At 52.5% G+C, this 17,217-nt stretch carries 13 protein-coding genes and 1 pseudogene; 4 read left to right on the plus strand and 10 right to left on the minus strand.

Going from position 1 to position 17,217, the window contains the following annotated elements; translation table 11 throughout:
* Positions 1-11 precede the first annotated feature (11 nt).
* The 6 genes from DPV68_RS08255 to DPV68_RS08280 form a co-directional block, all read right to left on the minus strand.
* Entirely contained in the window at positions 12-2,273 is a 2,262-nt protein-coding gene (locus tag DPV68_RS08255; RefSeq protein WP_114166282.1) for an AAA family ATPase, read from the minus strand.
* Positions 2,274-2,330: 57 nt separating this feature from the next.
* Entirely contained in the window at positions 2,331-3,014 is a 684-nt protein-coding gene (locus DPV68_RS08260) for a hypothetical protein (RefSeq protein WP_114166283.1), read from the minus strand.
* A 103-nt stretch (positions 3,015-3,117) separates the two neighbouring features.
* Positions 3,118-4,683 carry a BCCT family transporter gene (locus DPV68_RS08265; RefSeq protein ID WP_114166284.1) on the minus strand — a complete coding sequence of 522 codons (1,566 nt, stop codon included), beginning with the start codon at positions 4,681-4,683 and terminating at the stop codon, positions 3,118-3,120.
* Positions 4,684-4,809: 126 nt separating this feature from the next.
* On the minus strand, positions 4,810-5,298 hold the full coding sequence (locus DPV68_RS08270; protein WP_114166285.1) for a DUF3939 domain-containing protein: 489 nt from the start codon (positions 5,296-5,298) through the stop codon (positions 4,810-4,812).
* A 106-nt stretch (positions 5,299-5,404) separates the two neighbouring features.
* A complete protein-coding gene (gene acnA / locus DPV68_RS08275; RefSeq protein ID WP_114166286.1) occupies positions 5,405-8,119 on the minus strand; it encodes an aconitate hydratase AcnA in 2,715 nt (904 codons plus the stop codon).
* Positions 8,120-8,310: 191 nt separating this feature from the next.
* Entirely contained in the window at positions 8,311-9,906 is a 1,596-nt protein-coding gene (locus DPV68_RS08280) for a peptide chain release factor 3 (protein WP_114166287.1), read from the minus strand.
* A gap of 193 nt (positions 9,907-10,099) precedes the next feature.
* On the opposite strand from DPV68_RS08280, the gene DPV68_RS08285 reads away from it, so the two are divergent.
* From DPV68_RS08285 to DPV68_RS08295, 3 genes and pseudogenes are all read left to right on the plus strand, one after another.
* On the plus strand, positions 10,100-10,531 hold the full coding sequence (locus DPV68_RS08285) for a DUF2621 family protein (RefSeq protein WP_114166288.1): 432 nt from the start codon (positions 10,100-10,102) through the stop codon (positions 10,529-10,531).
* 307 nt (positions 10,532-10,838) lie between these two features.
* Positions 10,839-11,171 carry a DUF485 domain-containing protein gene (locus tag DPV68_RS08290; protein ID WP_114166289.1) on the plus strand — a complete coding sequence of 111 codons (333 nt, stop codon included), beginning with the start codon at positions 10,839-10,841 and terminating at the stop codon, positions 11,169-11,171.
* Positions 11,168-12,036, plus strand: a pseudogene (locus tag DPV68_RS08295) (solute symporter family protein). Before DPV68_RS08290 ends, DPV68_RS08295 begins: the two are co-directional and overlap by 4 nt.
* Positions 12,037-12,070: 34 nt before the next feature.
* Here the strand turns inward: DPV68_RS08295 and DPV68_RS08300 are convergent.
* Positions 12,071-12,523, minus strand: a complete 453-nt coding sequence (locus tag DPV68_RS08300; RefSeq protein ID WP_034779932.1) for a CcdC family protein — start codon at positions 12,521-12,523, stop codon at positions 12,071-12,073.
* A gap of 20 nt (positions 12,524-12,543) precedes the next feature.
* Complete coding sequence (locus DPV68_RS08305) at positions 12,544-13,242, minus strand: cytochrome c biogenesis CcdA family protein (protein WP_114166290.1); 699 nt, start codon at positions 13,240-13,242, stop codon at positions 12,544-12,546.
* Between the two features lie 192 nt (positions 13,243-13,434).
* Between DPV68_RS08305 and DPV68_RS08310 the strand changes: the two genes are divergently transcribed.
* Positions 13,435-13,614: an aspartyl-phosphate phosphatase Spo0E family protein gene (locus DPV68_RS08310; RefSeq protein ID WP_034777785.1), complete on the plus strand. Its 180-nt coding sequence runs from the start codon at positions 13,435-13,437 to the stop codon at positions 13,612-13,614.
* Between the two features lie 83 nt (positions 13,615-13,697).
* Here DPV68_RS08310 and DPV68_RS08315 read toward each other — a convergent pair whose 3' ends face one another.
* Positions 13,698-15,461 carry an ABC transporter ATP-binding protein gene (locus tag DPV68_RS08315; RefSeq protein WP_114166291.1) on the minus strand — a complete coding sequence of 588 codons (1,764 nt, stop codon included), beginning with the start codon at positions 15,459-15,461 and terminating at the stop codon, positions 13,698-13,700.
* Positions 15,451-17,205 carry an ABC transporter transmembrane domain-containing protein gene (locus DPV68_RS08320; RefSeq protein WP_114166319.1) on the minus strand — a complete coding sequence of 585 codons (1,755 nt, stop codon included), beginning with the start codon at positions 17,203-17,205 and terminating at the stop codon, positions 15,451-15,453. Before DPV68_RS08320 ends, DPV68_RS08315 begins: the two co-directional genes overlap by 11 nt.
* Positions 17,206-17,217: the final 12 nt, after the last annotated feature.

Here is a 17,217-nt window from a genome sequence, read left to right on the forward strand (position 1 = left end):
AATTGATTATATTATAACTTCGTCTTAATATCTACTAATAAAATACAGTTCAAATCACCGTCTTGCTCCGACGCTTCAATCAAACGATATGACTGTCTCGCAATCGCTTCATCAATCAACGATAGGGCCGTCCGCGCATTTGGGCGGTCGACTTCCTTCAATCGTTCGAGGAGCGCCTGCCCGACGTCTTCCTCACACGTATACCCGAATGTTGCGGCGTACTTTTTGGCGATATCGACGAGCTGTTCAAGTGAGTAGTCCTCAAAGTGGATCGTCCGCTTGATTCGGCTGTTGAGCCCCGGGTTTGAGTCAATCAGGCGCCGCATCGGTGCCTCGTAACCTGCCATTACGACGACGAGGTTGTCCCCATGTTTTGGCATCTCGTCGACGAGCGTATCAATCACTTCGCGCCCGTAGTCGTTCGGCCCGCCATTCAAGCTGTATGCCTCATCGATCAACAACACCCCGCCAAGCGCATCGCGAATCGCAGCTTTCGTCTTTTGAGCCGTTTGACCGACATAGCCACTGACAAGATCGGCTCGGCTGACGACTTTCAAATGCCCGCGTTTTAAATAGCCCGTCTTCTTCAAGAGCCGGGCGTATAGGTGGGCGAACGTCGTCTTCCCGGTCCCGCTGTTTCCGACGAGCGCGGCATGGAGTTGGATAGGTGCCGTCTTCAATCCGAGCTCGCGGCGACGCTTTTGAATCGTGACGAGCGCCTCGATCTCGCGCAATTGACGTTTCGCCTCATCCATTCCGACGAGGTCCTCGAGCGTCGGACCGGACGTATCCTCGGTCGCATCCATATCAAAATCGAGTTCTGTGAGGAGCGCCATCTCGTCGAGCGGGGCGTCGGCACCGAATCGCGACCCTTTTTTAAACATGGCGTCGAGTAGAATATTGTGCACCGTCCGCGCGTTCCCGAACGTCGCGTCAACGCGTTCCCGATCGATTCTCGCAATCAAGGCGCGCTTCGCCTCGACCGTCAGCACGTAGTTGTTCTCCGCAGCCACTTTTTCGCCGATGGCGACGAGTTCTTCATCGCTATAGTTCGGGAGCTCATAATGATTGGATTCTGGGAACCGGGAACGAAGTCCTGGGTTTGCAAGTAAAAAATACCGCATCTCTTCTGGGTAACCGGCGAGAATGACGACGAACTTGCCAGCGTACTCGCCGTTCGTCATCGCGGCGACGAGTGTGTCGATGGCCGCTTGCCCATAGTCACTCCCACTGGCGTCTTGACGTTTCAAGGCATACGCCTCGTCGATGAACAAGACACCTCCTTCCGCTTCCTTCACTTTATTCATGACCTGTTCTTCCGTCTGGCCGACGAACGCACCGACGAGACTCGACCGGTCCGCCTCAACGACGTCGGGACGGGCGAGCAGACCGAGCTCGAAATAGATCTCGGCCATGAGACGAGCGAGGGTCGTCTTGCCGGTCCCGGGGTTGCCGGTGAACACGAGATGAAGTGATGGTTGGTGCTTGGACGAAAATCCTGCCTTCTCACGCTCTTTCTGGAACAGCAGGAAGCGATACCATGCTTTGACGCGTTGTTTCACGTCAGACAAACCAATCATCGCCTCAAGCGATTCAATCGCACTCGACCGAGTCGCTTCAGTTTGTTCCGGTAACAGCTTGATGATTGCGCTTAGCCGCTCTTTGACGAGACCGACCCGTTCGCCGAAACGGTGAAACGCCTCGCGGCTGAAGTAGTTCCCTTGCATCGATGCCAAGAGTGAGGCCGTGTCGTCTTCGAGTGCGGCCACTTCTTGCATCGCCTCGATGACAACGATGAACAGGCGCTCGAGTTGCCCTTTGAACTCCGAGTCCCGTAAATCGGATTTGGCGCGGTCGATTTCATCATGGAGTTGTTCGAGATGTTCGAGCAATTCGGATGTCTTCGACTCGTATTCGGTCAATATTTGAACTTTCATCGACGCGTAATCCGTCTCGCGCAGCTTCGGCCACTCGACGTGTAGTTGTTGCTTGTGGCGTCGCAAAAAATCATACAATTGGCTGACGCGGAGGGCTGGTGGTAATGCACCAAGCGACTCCAATTCTTTCACCCAGCGAGTAAACAGCGGGTCGATCGACTGACGGTGCTGCAACCGTCTCGTCGCAAGAAGCGTCAGGGTTCGAATCAATTCTTGACGATGCCCGGTCGCGCGTGACCAGTGGGCGTATGACAAGAGAGCCGCCTCATCGACGCGCCCGCCTTCTTCCCAAGCCGTCAAGTCGGTTTGGACTTGCTCCAAGGTGATCTGTTTCATAAAATTCTCCTTTTTAGACGACAAAGGAGCCGACGTCTCAGTCTGCTCCTCGCCGGATTATCGTGATTCAAAAGAAGTCATGCGAATCGAATGGAACAACTTGCTGTTGTTACGCGACTCGGCGGCGAGCAAAATGCGCTCGTTCGCATCGACATAGTACGTCACCGCTTCTTCATTTTCGTCCTCGCTGAAAATCGTTGGGTATTTCTCGATCCATTCTGTTGGGACGGCTTCCGGTGTTTCTTTCTTGACGAACGCTTGCGCCGTCCGGCCGATGATATCAACATCGCCTTCGCTCGATCCGAGCGTTCCATCGTCTAGCCATTTACGAATCTGTTCGTTCGTCGCACGTGACAAGAACGGGTGCGGGGCGACCGCGCCTGAGCTCGTCTCTTGACTGTTCGTCTCCTCACCGTCCGGATTAAACTCACGATAAATATTTCCATCCCACTCGGCACGGGCACCGGCGTTCAGCCCGGCCACGACCTCGGACACAAAGTGCCCGTCCTCGTCATATGTTACTTTATATTCACGAACTTCTAACGTCTCGCCGTTCTCTGGCAATTTTTTCTCTTCATAGCCGATGACCACAGACGTATAAAACGGCTCGGCCCGATTGACACGGCCCTCGTCGTCATTCAAATTGGTGACCAAATAAAAGTTATAGGCGAGCAGGGCGCCGACAATGAGGATCCCAGCAAAAATCACCCAACTCAATCGCTTTTTCACGTGTTGTTTCATAGAATGCCCTCCCAATCTTCTTCACTTACTATCCTACACTAGCGAGAGGGTCATGCAAAACATTAACCACTAAAAAAGGCCTCCATCTGGAGACCCCTTCGACTTATCCGAGTTTATCTTCTTCATCTTTATATGCTTCAATCCATTTCTCTCGCTCATCCGGTTCATCGCCTAAGTCCTTGAACAAGGCAACGATCATCAGTATTAAAACAAAGATGAACGGGAAGGCTACAAGAATCGCGACCGCTTGGAGCGCTCCGAGTCCGCCCGCATACAACAAGACGGCAGCGATTGAAGATTGGATAAAGCCCCAAATCAACTTGATGCGCATCGGCGGGATCAGTTTCCCGTTCGTCGTCAGCATGCCGAGCACGTATGTGGCCGAATCCGCTGACGTGATGAAGAACGTCGAGATCAAGAAGATGGCGATGATGCTGAGGACCGTCCCGAATCCACCGAACGTCTCAAACAAGGCGAACAAGCCGACTTCCGTTCCAATCTCGTTGACTTGATCGATCAATGAAGCGCCGCCGAACAAGTCGGCCCAGATGGCAGATCCACCAAACACAGAGAACCAGAGCAGACCGAATGAGGTCGGGACGAGCAAAATCCCGATGATGAATTCACGAATCGTGCGCCCTTTTGAGACGCGGGCGATGAACGTTCCGACGAATGGAGACCATGAGATCCACCATGCCCAATAGAAGATCGTCCAACCGTTGATCCATTCCCGCTCGACCGGCTCAAATGCACCCGTACGGAAACTCATCGTCGGCAACTGTTGCAAGTAGGTGCCGATCGTCTGCGTGAACAAATCGAGGATGAATGCACTTGGTCCAGCCACGAGTGTAGCTCCGAGCAAGACGATGGCTAGGAAGATGTTCGTGTTACTTAAGATTCGAATCCCTTTCTCGAGACCTGTCGAGGCACTGATCATATAGAGCACCGTCACAACCGCGATGATGATAAATTGAGTGGAGAACGCGTTCGGTACACTCGGAATCAAGTAATGCAAGCCACCGGCGATTTGCTGGGCCCCGAAGCCGAGCGATGTCGCGACACCGAAAGCGGTCGCGATGACCGCCAAAATATCAATTGTCTGTTTGACAGGACGTTCATAGCGATCGTTGACAAGCGATCCGATTGTCTCTCCGATTGTCGCCGGACGCCCTTTACGGAACGTCGAGTAAGCGATTGCGAGCGCGATCATCGCATAGATCGCCCATGGGTGGAAGCCCCAATGGAAGAATGAATAACGCATCGCGGTACGTGCATCGCCTTCGGGCGTTGGTGATTCGAATGGTGGTGCGTGGAAATGCGACAACGGTTCTGCCGCTCCCCAGAAGATGAGTCCAATTCCCATTCCGGCACTGAACAACATGGCGAACCACGTCATGTAGCTGAATTCTGGTCGGTCCGTATCTTTTCCGAGTCGAATCGAGCCAAATCTTGAAAAAATTAAAAAGATGGCGACGAGTAAAATTCCGGTCGCACTGAGTAGATAAAACCAACCCATCCCGTTCGAGAGCCAACCTTGTAACTTCGTCGTCACGTTCAAGAGACTCGCATTACCGAGGATGCTCTTCGGGAAGATGCCCCAAATCGTGAACAAGACCGTAATGATAGCTGAAACGAGAAAGACGGTCGTCACTTGGCTTTTTCTTTCCATCATCTCACTCCTATTCAATTTTCTTATTTTCATATACGTTTTCCACCGTAACATAGTTTATAAACCCGACTCAACCCCTCGGCGTTCAATCGCGTCGACGACAAAAAGAGTGACGGTACCGTTTCGTCACTCTTGCGGCTTCGATTCTAAGGAGACGATTAACGTCTCGTCCACGACGTAATAAGGCCGTTTCGGCAGTACTTTCAAATATCCGCCCTCGCGTAACCGTGTCAAATCGAGTTGCAGTGTCTGTTGAAACTTTCGGAGCGGTAATTTTTTTTCTTGCTCAAAATATAAATCGAGCGCCCGCTGCACTTGATCCATCTCATAGACGACTTCCCGTTCAGTTTCGGGAACGATGTGAAACGTCTCCTTCGACATATAAAATCGCTGCCTTGGCTTGCCGGGTAAATGTTTTTTCAATCGAGCCAGGTCGATTTCCTGGGTTTCATCGAGCAACACCGTCCGATTGACGCCTTTCGGCAACGTCTGCTCGTACTCGTGAATTGCCTCCCGCAACTGAGGAAGCGTGATGTCGATTTCCTGTTCCGTCACTTCCTCTTTTTGCGTCAACCTTTGCCACCAATTCTTGTCTGATTTCGTTTGTCGCTCCATACACTCCCCCCTCTCCCCATTCTCTTCCCGATATCGTGGATCGTCTCACCTTATATTCGCATATTCACTAAAAAACCTTCCTTTTTTCAAAGGAAGGTCAGTTCGTTTACTTCAACTTGTTGCGGAGGACCATCTGCAAGATTCCACCGTGACGGTAATAATCGATTTCGACTTCAGAATCGAAGCGGGCGATGACTTTGAACTCAGTCACCGTACCATTTTCATGCGTTGCTTTGACGTTCAAGATATCACGTGGGCGGACAGATTCGTCGACTTGGATGTCGATTGCTTCTTCACCAGTGAGTCCGAGTGAGTCAGCTGACTCCCCATCCATGAACTGGAGCGGCAAGACGCCCATCATGACGAGGTTCGAGCGGTGAATCCGTTCGAAGCTTTGCGCGATGACGGCACGAATACCGAGCAAGTTTGTACCTTTGGCCGCCCAGTCACGTGACGAGCCCATGCCGTAGTCGTTTCCAGCGAAGACGACGAGGCCTGTGCCCTGCTCTTTATACTTCATGGCCGCATCGTACATCGGCATGATTTCGCCCGTCGGCCAGTACGTGGTGAAGCCGCCTTCAGTGCCTGGTGCGACTTGGTTACGGATACGGATGTTCGCGAACGTCCCGCGCATCATGACTTCGTGGTTTCCGCGGCGTGAGCCATACGAGTTGAAGTCGAGCGGTGCGACACCTTTCGATTGAAGATATTGGCCGGCTGGTGTCGTTTTCGAGAACGCTCCGGCTGGTGAGATGTGATCGGTCGTGACCGAATCCGCAAACTTCCCGATGACGCGGAGTCCGTTCAACGCATGTACTTCTCCCGCTTCCGGCTCGAGGTTTTCGAAGAATGGCGGGTTTTGAATATACGTTGAATCGTCCGAGAAGTCATACAAGTTGCCTTCTGGCACGTCGAGGGCGTTCCAACGCTCGTTCCCTGTGAACACCGTGTCGTACTCTTTACGGAACGCTTCCGGCGAGACAACGTCTTGAACGACCATCTTGATTTCATCGTTTGATGGCCAGATGTCTTTGAAGAAGACCTCGTTGCCATCTTTGTCCGTACCGAACGACTCGTTCATGATGTCGAAATTGACCGATCCGGCGAGCGCGTACGCGACGACGAGTGGCGGTGACGCCAAAAAGTTCGCTTTGACGAGCGGGTGGACGCGGCCTTCAAAGTTACGGTTCCCCGAGAGGACCGATGAGACGAGCAAATCGTTCGATGTGATTGCTTCTTCGACTTCGCGGTCGAGCGGGCCTGAGTTTCCGATACAAGTCGTACATCCGTAACCGACGGTGTTGAAACCGAGTTGGTCGAGATACGGCGTGAGACCGGCTTTATCGAGGTAGTCGGTAACGACTTTCGAGCCCGGTGCGAGCGATGTCTTCACGAATTTCGGTACCGTGAGGCCACGTTCGACGGCTTTTTTCGCCACAAGGCCTGCTCCGACCATGACATATGGGTTCGACGTGTTCGTACAGCTTGTGATTGCTGCGATCGCCACGTCACCTGTACGCATGTCGACAGCACCGTCTGTGTAGTTGACCGTTGCTGTTTTTTCAAGCTCAGCTTTTTCAAGACCGAAGCCGCTGTGTCCGGCCGGTGCCGTCACGCTGTCGACGAATGCCGACTGAAGATCTGACAAGTTGATCCGGTCTTGCGGACGTTTCGGTCCGGCAAGCGACGGCTCTACTTTTGACAAGTCGAGTGTGAGCGTTTTCGTGAACGACGGGTCAGCCTGGTCAGGCGTATAGAACAAGTCGTTCGCTTTCGAATAGGCTTCGACGAGGTCGATCAATTCTTCTGGGCGACCGGTCGTGCGCATGTAGTTGAGCGTCTCTGTATCGACTGGGAAGAAGCCACAAGTCGCCCCATATTCAGGCGCCATGTTGGCAATCGTCGCCCGGTCTGAAAGTGGCATCGTGTGAAGCGACGGACCGAAGAACTCGACGAACTTGCCGACGACTTTCTCTTTACGGAGCATCTCTGTGACGACGAGCGCGACGTCTGTCGCCGTGACGCCTGGGTTGACTTCACCGATGATTTTGACGCCGACGACGTCTGGTACCGGGAAGTAAGACGGTTGTCCGAGCATGCTCGCTTCGGCTTCGATTCCACCGACACCCCAACCGAGGACACCGAGGCCGTTGATCATCGTCGTATGCGAGTCCGTTCCGACGAGAGAATCCGGATACGCCACGTTGCCTATTCCGTCATTCTTTTCAAGCACGACCGAGGCCAAGTACTCCAAGTTGACTTGGTGGACAATCCCTGTCGCTGGCGGGACAGCGCGATAGTTATCGAACGCCGTCTGGGCCCAGCGCAAGAACTTGTAGCGCTCTTCGTTACGCTCGAACTCGATGTCCATATTTTTCATGAGAGCGCCGGCAAAACCGTACGCATCGACTTGGACCGAGTGATCGACGACGAGGTCAACCGGGATTTCCGGGTTGATTTTGTTCGGGTCTCCACCGAGGTCAGCCATCGCTTTACGAAGTGAAGCGAGGTCAACGACCGTCGGTACGCCCGTGAAGTCCTGAAGGACGACACGAGCCGGTTTGAACGGAACATCGATGTCTTTCGAGACTTCGGCAGTACCCCATTTAGCCAAGTTCTCGACATGTTCTTTCGTAATGGCGCGGCCATCCTGCTGGCGAAGTACAGATTCGAGCAACACACGAATCGAGTACGGAAGTCGACTAAGTTCCGTCACCCCTTCTTCTTCAAGCTTTTTGAGCCGGTAATAATCGTACGCTTTGCCATTGACCTCGAACTGCGTCCGAGATTTAAAAGCGTCTACTACGTTCGTCTGTTCCATACAATATCCCCCTTTTTGAAAGCGGCGACTTCGGCACGTGCCGTAATCGCTTACTTCTCACATGTTTATCATAATACAACTATAGCGCGACGTAAAATACATTCCGTCACAAATTAGTCATAAGTAAAACTTATCAAAATCAATCAAGTCACTGAAACAAAAAAACGGCCCTATGAAGAGCCGTCTATCTGTTATTCCGCGCCAATCTCGACGTTGACATCGAGGGCATCGACGAGCGTGAGCTCGTCTTCATAGCGTTCTTTGAAGCGGTCGAACGTGAACTCGTTGGCGAACAGGAACACGGGACGTTCCCATCGGTCCGTCACGAGCATGTTGCGTGAGTCCTGGAACGGCTTGAGCGCCTTCAATTCCTTGTCTTTCACCCAACGCGCGACGCTGTACGAGACCGGCTCCATGCGGATGTCGACGCCATATTCGTTGTTCAAGCGATACTCGAACACTTCGAATTGGAGTTGACCGACCGCACCAAGATAAATCTCGTTGTATTCGTTACGGTACACTTGGATTGCTCCCTCTTGGGCGAGCTGCTCCACACCTTTGTGGAAATGTTTCGACTTGAGCGAGTTGACCGGCGAGACGCGCATGAAGAGCTCTGGCGGGAACGTCGGCAACGCCTCGAACGCGATTTTTTGTTTCGACGTCGTGATCGTATCACCGATTTGATACGTGCCCGAATCGTAAATCCCGATCACGTCTCCAGCGAACGCCTTGTCGACCGTCTCCCGGTCGTTGGCCATGAGCTGTGTCGACTGGCTCAACTTGATCTTTTTGCCCGTCCGTGTGAGCGTGACGTCCATGCCGCGCTCGAACACGCCCGAACAGATGCGGACGAAAGCGATGCGGTCACGGTGGGCCGGATTCATGTTCGCTTGAATCTTGAAGACGAAGCCGCTGAAGTCCTCTGACGTCGGGTCGATCGGACCGACGTTCGACTTACGTGCCTCAGGCGCCGGTGACATACCAAGGTAGTGATTCAAGAACGACGTCACCCCGAAGTCGACGAGCGCTGTCCCGAAGAAGACCGGCGTCAATTTCCCGTGCTGGATCGCATCGACGTCGATTTCATTGCCGGCACCGTCGAGAAGGTCGATTTCATCTCGCAGGTTCGTTAAGTTCTCTTCCGTCAAATGATCGGCGAGAATCGGATCATTGACCCCATCTTCGTTCAATGTGAGCGTCGCTTTGTCACCACGGAACAAGTGCACTTCGTTCTTCAAACGGTCGTACACCCCTTCAAACTGCATTCCGCTCCCAATCGGCCAAGTCACGGCGACCGAAGGCATGCCCAGCACTTCTTCAAGTTCTTCCATGAGTTCGAGCGGATCTTTCGCTTGGCGGTCAAGTTTGTTCATGAACGTGAAAATCGGAATCCCGCGCATCCGACAAACTTGAAATAGTTTCTTTGTTTGCGTCTCGATCCCTTTGGCCGCATCGATGACCATGACGGCACTGTCGACCGACGTCAAGACGCGATACGTGTCTTCCCCGAAATCGTTGTGTCCTGGTGTGTCCATGATCGAGACGACCTTGTCTTGATAGACGAACTGCATGACTGATGACGTGACCGAGATTCCACGTTGTTTCTCGATCTCCATCCAGTCAGATTTGGCGTGTTTAGAATTTTTACGGGCTTTGACCGTCCCCGCTTCACGGATGGCTCCCCCGTGAAGGAGCAATTTCTCGGTGAGCGTCGTCTTACCGGCATCCGGGTGTGAGATGATGCCGAAAATACGCCGCTTCTCAACTTCTTGTTTTAATTGGTTCATGTATGGCTCTTTCCTTTCTGGACAATACGATTTATACGATGTCTTGCTCATTGCAACGCTATCTATTCTAACGAAGCTGGCCCGTTTCGTCCATCTTTATAGTAAGGAAGGGATAGCTGTAGCTTTTGTATCGCGCCCCTTTTTTGTATACTTAGCTTGAATGATCGTGAAATGACAGAACGGGGGAAAGACGATGCCAGAAAACTTGATGATGTATTTCATTGTCTTCTGGGGATTCGTGATGATCGGGTTGATGTCGATCGGCGGCTACTTCATGTTCCGCAAATTTTTAAAACGAATGCCGAAAGAAGACGGACGCTCACTCCTTGACATCGAGGATGATTACATCGACAAGACACGCCATTTGTGGACACCGGAGACGCGTACATTGCTCGATCGTCTCGTCACACCGGTACCGGAGCTGTTCCGGGATGTCGCCATCCGCAAAATCGCCGGTAAAATCGGACAGTTCGCCCTCGAGACTCGGGCCCGAGAAATGACGACAGAGCTCGTCGTCAAAGGTTACATCGCCGCCACGCCGAAACGAGACCACAAATTTTTAAAGAAGGCGCTTGAAGAAGAACAGATTGACTGGAAAGTGTACCAACGTTATTTCCAGCAATGAGACGAGATGCCAGGACACGTACCTGGCGTCTTTTTTTGGTCTTCACTTGATGATAATTTGAACAACTTATCTGTCACGCGATTCGTGAATTGTGCCATACGACTAATAGGTCAAAAGTACCTTTTTCAATATTAATAACTATTTATAAATAATGTTCATAATATAGACAATATTGAAAACGCATACAGTAAATTGGTATGACCAATATTGATATAATAATCTTCTTTTCGCTCATAAAAAATGGATAGCTTTTCCTTTATTTACGTTTCTATAATGTAAATATCTTGATTCAGAAGGAAGATTTCCAATGCATGATGTCACGCACGTCACGCAAACCGATAGTACCCGCTCGGCAGAAGCGATTGTGGAGAGCCCGACGTTTCACAAACTGATGCGAGAAAAGAATCGGTTCATTGTTCCATCCATCATCTTCTCCCTGATCTTCTACTTCACGTTGCCAATCTTGACGAGCTACTTCACGTTTTTGAATACCCCAGTCACCGGTGACATCACATGGGCTTGGGTGCTCGCCTTCGCCCAATTCTTCATGACTTGGACGTTTTGTGTCATGTATAGCCGCCGGGCCCGTCGGTTTGACGAACTCGTCACCGCCATCAAACAAGAGGAGGACGACCGATGAACTGGACCGCCATTCTATTATTTCTTGCGATTGTCGGGCTGACACTCGTCATCACGTTCTTCGCCGCCCGAAAGACAAAGACCGCAAGCGACTTTTACACGGCCGACGGTGGCTTGACCGGTTTCCAAAATGGCCTGGCCATTGCCGGAGACTACATGTCGGCCGCATCTTTCCTTGGGATCACAGGGATGATCGCCCCGCCGGATTTGACGGCTTCTTCTACTCAATCGGCTTCCTCGTGGCTTATCTCGTCGTGCTCTACCTCGTCGCCGAACCGCTCCGTAATCTTGGCAAGTATACGATGGCCGATATGATCGCGGCACGCTTCAACAAACCGCGTGTGCGCGGTGTCGCCGCCATGAACGCGATCGTCATCTCGATTTTCTATATGATCGCCCAGCTCGTCGGAGCCGGAGCGCTCATCGAGCTATTGCTCGGCATCCCGTACACGACGAGCGTCATCGTCGTCGGTATCTTGATGACCGTCTATGTCGTTTCGCTCGCTTTCGCAGTGGCTGCCAGTGCGAAATTGCCGGTCATCTTGTTCACGATTTATTGGAGACGGTTCAATACCGGAGGAGCCGTGTTCGGCATGGTCGTCGGATTATTCTCGTCGCTTTTCCTCGTCGCCATCAGCCCGAACGTGTGGGCACCGGATGGCTCGGCAATCTTTATCGGTGAGGCGTTATTCCCGCTCACGAACCCGGGAATCGTCTCGATCCCGCTCGGCTTCCTCGCCGCCATCGTCGGGACGTACGTGACGAAGTCGGACGAAGTCGCCGGAAACTTCGAACGCATCCTCGTCAAAGCGAACACCGGGATCAATGCCGAGACGGAAGCTGCCATGACGAAAAAATCTTCATAATCGACAAAACGGCGTCCCTCGCGAGGGACGCCGTTCATGTTGAGGCGATTTGTTTATATTTTTGATACATGGCGATACGCCACGGGACAATCATGCCCCAGGCGATCAAATAGAACAGTCCGCCCGTCGCAAAAATATTGACCTCATCCCCGAGAAACGCCTTCATGACCGTCCGAATCGCCAATAAGACGAAGACGACGATGAAGAACGCTTTCGAGCGCGATAAGTAAACTTCTCCGTCACGTTTCTCAAAGTTCGACGTTTTGATGAGAAACACACTAAAAATCAATCCGACGATTAAAGCCTCTCCGACCTCGAGCCAAGTCAGTCGGAACGCCGGGACGAGAAATTGCAACATCCCGGTCGACATCGCCAAGGGCGGAATCAAGATTTTTTTAGCATTCGTCGGACGTGCTGACGCTTTGACGCGAACGAAGCTCGCAATCAGGCCCATCATTAGTGCGACGAGGGTCGATCCCCAAAATATCGACATTCGGTCAACCCCTTTTAAAATCCGGTGAATCCTACTAATTCGCTCATCCAAGCAGCGAAGCGATTCATGCCATCAAAATATAATACGACGCCGAAGGCCATCATCAAATAACCTCCGAATTTTGCCACCTTGGCACTGTTGCGCGCCAAGTATTTGATTTTCCCGACAAATCTCGCCATGATGAGGAATGGGATGGCGAAGCCGATGACGTACGCCAACATATAGCCCATCCCTTGACTCGGGTTCGAGGCCGCGAGCGCGATGACACCGGCAAGAATCGGTCCAGTACACGGGGTCCAACCCGCCGCGAATCCAATTCCAATCAATGCCGTTCCAAAGTAGCCGCTTTTACGCTCCCCTAAAGCGAGCTTTTTCTCGCGCATCATGAAACTAGGTTGCCAAAGTCCCGCCAAAAAGACGCCGAATACGAAGATGAGGATGGCACCGAACATGCGCAAACTATCCTTATATTGAATGAACACGTCGGCAATGAGCGAGGTCGACAGACCGAGCACGAGGAAGACGATCGAAAAACCAATCAAGAATGAGAACGTGTGAAACCAGGCCGTGCGTTGTCGCAGTCCCTCGCTCTTTAAATCAGAGACTGAGACCCCAGTGATATACGATAAAAAGACTGGATACAACGGTAGCGTGCACGGTGATAAAAATGATAAGACGCCCGCCCCAAATGCGAGCCAAAGTGTGACTTCCATGCGATCTTCCACCTTTCAGCCCCATTATAGCGAAAACCTTTTCAAAATGCTCGCATCTTTTTCCGAGCACCTTACATGATTGAAGTTGTAATCTTTGAAATGGAAATGAAACTTGTAAACGGTAGTGTTAGATGCTAAGATTTGGATATTCTTATTCGTCAGTATCGATCTTACAACGATGGGGGGAACACCGTGGCGGTCATCACAGCTGAAAACTTACATTATGCCATTGAACAGAAACGCGATGAACTGTATGAAATCGCCTCGCAGCACAGTTGGACGTCTCCAGAAGTGATTCATGTCAGCCAAGAATTGGACAAGCTGATTACACGTCACGTCCTAGCCATACACGCTTCAGACCACATAAATTAATCGAACCAAACGGCCCGTCCTTCCTTGAAGTGGCGGGCTTTTTCCATGGAAAAAAGACACCTTGACGGCGTCTTTTTTGTAATTTATGACATCAGACGTTGGCCAGATTGAAGTTCGTACATCTTTTTGTACAGCCCATCCTGTTTTAAAAGCGCCTGATGGTTACCTCGTTCGACGATCTCACCCCGATGAAGGACGAGAATCAAGTCGGCATCTTGAATCGTCGACAGTCGGTGCGCGATGGCGATGGTCGTCCGGCCGCGTCTCATTCGGTCGAGGGCGAGCTGGACGCGCTCCTCGGTCTCGGTATCAATCGAACTCGTCGCCTCGTCCAAAATCAATATCTTCGGATCACGAGCGACCGTACGCGCGAACGCGAGCAGTTGCCGTTCCCCGCTCGAGAATGTCGCGCCGCGCTCACCGACCGTATGTCCGTAACCGGCCTCAAGCTTCTCGACGAACGTATGAGCTTGCACGAACTCGGCCGCTTCCCGGACTTTGTCCGAGTCGATCGTCGGATTGAACAGTTTCAAGTTATCCTCGATCGTCCCTGTGAACAAAAATGGATCTTGGAGCACAAGCCCGACTTTGGCTCGGAGCTCGGCTTCCTCGAACTGCTCAATCGGATACCCGTCGATCGTGATTTGGCCTGATTGATACGGATAGAACCGGGTCAACAGGTTGATAATCGAACTCTTCCCGCTCCCCGTATGACCGACGAGTGCGACCGTCTCGCCTGGCTTGGCGACGAATGAGATGTGCTTCAAGACGTCGACTTCCCCATCGTAGCTGAACGTGACGTTCTCGAACCGGACTTCCCCGGAGCCAATCTCAGCCGCTCCATCGAGGCTCTTGCCTGGGGCCGGTTCATCCGTGTCCAAAATTTTGAAGACACGGTCCGCCGAGACGACCGCTTGCTGAAACTCGCTCAAGCGTTGCATAATATCGAGCACGGGACGGAAAATCCGCTCGATATAACTGATGAACGCGTAGACGACCCCGACTTGCACTTGCTCGGTCGTCGACAAGACGCCGTAATAGCCGAGCAGTCCAATGATGGAGAAGGCGAGCAACAGCTCGATGATCGGTCGCAGCAACATGCTGTCGAGCTTCAAGTTTCGATAACGTGCCTCTTGGTGGGCCTCGTTCGTTTCTTCGAACTGGCGGACGAGCCGCTCTTCTTGTCGGAACTGTTGAACGATTCCCATCCCGTTGATCGATTCATTCAATTGCCCGTTCAATTGTGACAACAAGTCACGCACTTGGGCAAAATATTTTGTCGAATAGCGGCGATACGCCCAGATGATGAGCCAGAACAGCGGAACAAGGACGAGCCCCATCGTCGCGAGCGTCGGTTCGAGGATATAAAGGAACACGTACGTCCCGACCAATTGAACTGCTGACTGTACGAACGTGCTCATTACCCCGACATACAGTTCCTTGACGGCCTCGGTGTCGTTCGTGATTCGAGAGACAAGCACTCCCGCCGGAGTCCGGTCAAAGTAGGCGAGCCGCATCCCCATCACATGTCGGAAGATATCCATCCGGATGCTTTGCACGATCTTCAAGGCAATCTTTTGGAACGAAATCGACTGCAAGTAGTCGAAGATGATCGCCGACACATGCAAGACCAAATAGACGACGAGCAATGTGACGACCCAGTTCGTCGGATAGACGCCTGGCGTCACGAACTCATCAATGAACACTTTAATCAAAAACGGTCCGGCGAGCTTCGCACCGGTGGCGAGCAACAAGAACACAAAAGCGAGTCCGAGCGGACGTGCGTAGCGGTTCGTGTAGGCTAACAGGCGTTTGATGACCGCCCATTCCTGAACGTCATGCTTCATGGTGGCCACCTCCTTCGACAATCGCCTCGAGTTGTTGGCGATCGTACGTGTCTTTGTACCAACCGGGCTGGCGAATCAAGTCCTGATGACGCCCGCGTTGGATGATTCGACCGTCCTCAAGGACGAGAATCTCATCAGCATGCTCGACCGCAGACAGTCGATGCGCCACGATCAAGCGGGACTGGTCAGGGTTCCCGGTCCGGAAATGCTCGATGATCGCCTCCTCCGTCTTCGCATCGACAGCCGAGAGGGCATCGTCGAGGATCAACACGTCCGCCTCAATCATGAGGGCACGTGCGATTGAAATCCGTTGCTTCTGACCACCCGACAACGTCACACCCCGTTCCCCGACGAGCGTGGCGTATCCTTCCGGCAGCCGCATGATGTCATCATGAACCTCGGCGATTTTGGCCGCCTCCATGATTTCGTCGAGTTTCGCTTCCGGTTTGCCGAATGCGATATTGTTCGCAATCGAATCGCTGAACAAGAAATGATCTTGCGGGACGACGGCGACTTTATCGAGCAGAAGTGATTTTTTCACTTGGCGAATGTTGACACCACCGATTTTGATCGTCCCATCATGTACGTCATACTCTCGTGTCAACAAGCGTACAATCGTCGTCTTACCAGAACCGGTACGGCCGACGAGTCCGAGCGTCCGTCCGCGTTCGAGGCGGAATGTGACGTCTTGCAGGACGGGCGTCTCGTCATAGCGGAACGCACGAATATCCGCTTCGATCTCCGAATGGGCGAGTTTCGTCGCCGCCATCGGGTCATCCTGAATCTCAGGTTTGACGGCGAGCATCCGCTCGATCCGGTCGTAAGACGCCCGCCCTCGTTCGACGATATTGAACAGCCAGCCGAACGCGAGCATCGGCCATGTGAGCAAGCCGAGATAGGCGGTGAAACTAACGATTTGTCCGATGGTCAGCTCGCCTTGTTCAATCAAATACGCGCCATAACCGATCGACAAGATATACGAGAGGCCTACAATCCCGAAGATGGTCGGGTCGTACAAGGCGTCGATTTTCGCGACACGTACGTTTTTCGCCATGACTTCGTCGGATAGCTTCTCGAACGAGTCAACGTCGCGGCCGACTTCCCCGGTCGACTTCAACACCCGGACACCGCTGACGCTCTCTTGGACTTTATCGTTCAGTTCAGAGAACGCCGCTTGGGCGACCCCGAACCGATTATGTAAGAGTTTGCCGTATCGCGTCGTCAACGCGACCATGATCGGCAGCGGCAACAATGCCACGACCGTCAACTTCCAACTGATGGTCGTCACCATGGTGATGATGACGAACGTTCCCATGGTGATGCTATCGACGAGTGTCAAAATCCCCGCACCCGCCGTCGTCGAGACGGCCTGGACATCGTTTGTCGCATGGGCCATCAAATCCCCGACCCGCGACTTCTTATAAAACCGTTGATCTAAATCGGTGAAATGACGATAGAGCTGACTCCGCAACATCCGACCGAGCCGAATTGAAGCCCCAAAGATGAAGTATCGCCAGAAGAAGCGGGCCACATAGTTTCCGATGCCGACGGCCGCGAGCCCGCCGAGCAACATCCACAATAAATCTGTTCCGAGCGTGTCCCGGTTAATCTCATCGACGACTCGGCCGATGATGCGCGGCGGTATGAGTTCGAGCGCCGCGACGAACATGAGCAGGATGATGCCAAGTGCATACGTCCGCCATTCAAGTTTGAAGAACCAAGCCAGTTGTTTAAAAACGCGAATTGGAAACACCCC

The sequence above is a fragment of the Exiguobacterium sp. TNDT2 genome (assembly GCF_003331145.1).
Taxonomy (GTDB): Bacteria; Bacillota; Bacilli; order Exiguobacteriales; family Exiguobacteriaceae; genus Exiguobacterium.

Coding starts and splice junctions, on each gene's coding strand:
- DPV68_RS08255 (WP_114166282.1), bottom strand. CDS start 2,273: ATGAAACAGATCACCTTGGAGCAAGTCCAAACCGACTTGACGGCTTGG.
- DPV68_RS08260 (WP_114166283.1), bottom strand. CDS start 3,014: ATGAAACAACACGTGAAAAAGCGATTGAGTTGGGTGATTTTTGCTGGG.
- DPV68_RS08265 (WP_114166284.1), bottom strand. CDS start 4,683: ATGGAAAGAAAAAGCCAAGTGACGACCGTCTTTCTCGTTTCAGCTATC.
- DPV68_RS08270 (WP_114166285.1), bottom strand. CDS start 5,298: ATGGAGCGACAAACGAAATCAGACAAGAATTGGTGGCAAAGGTTGACG.
- acnA (WP_114166286.1), bottom strand. CDS start 8,119: ATGGAACAGACGAACGTAGTAGACGCTTTTAAATCTCGGACGCAGTTC.
- DPV68_RS08280 (WP_114166287.1), bottom strand. CDS start 9,906: ATGAACCAATTAAAACAAGAAGTTGAGAAGCGGCGTATTTTCGGCATC.
- DPV68_RS08285 (WP_114166288.1), top strand. CDS start 10,100: ATGCCAGAAAACTTGATGATGTATTTCATTGTCTTCTGGGGATTCGTG.
- DPV68_RS08290 (WP_114166289.1), top strand. CDS start 10,839: ATGCATGATGTCACGCACGTCACGCAAACCGATAGTACCCGCTCGGCA.
- DPV68_RS08305 (WP_114166290.1), bottom strand. CDS start 13,242: ATGGAAGTCACACTTTGGCTCGCATTTGGGGCGGGCGTCTTATCATTT.
- DPV68_RS08315 (WP_114166291.1), bottom strand. CDS start 15,461: ATGAAGCATGACGTTCAGGAATGGGCGGTCATCAAACGCCTGTTAGCC.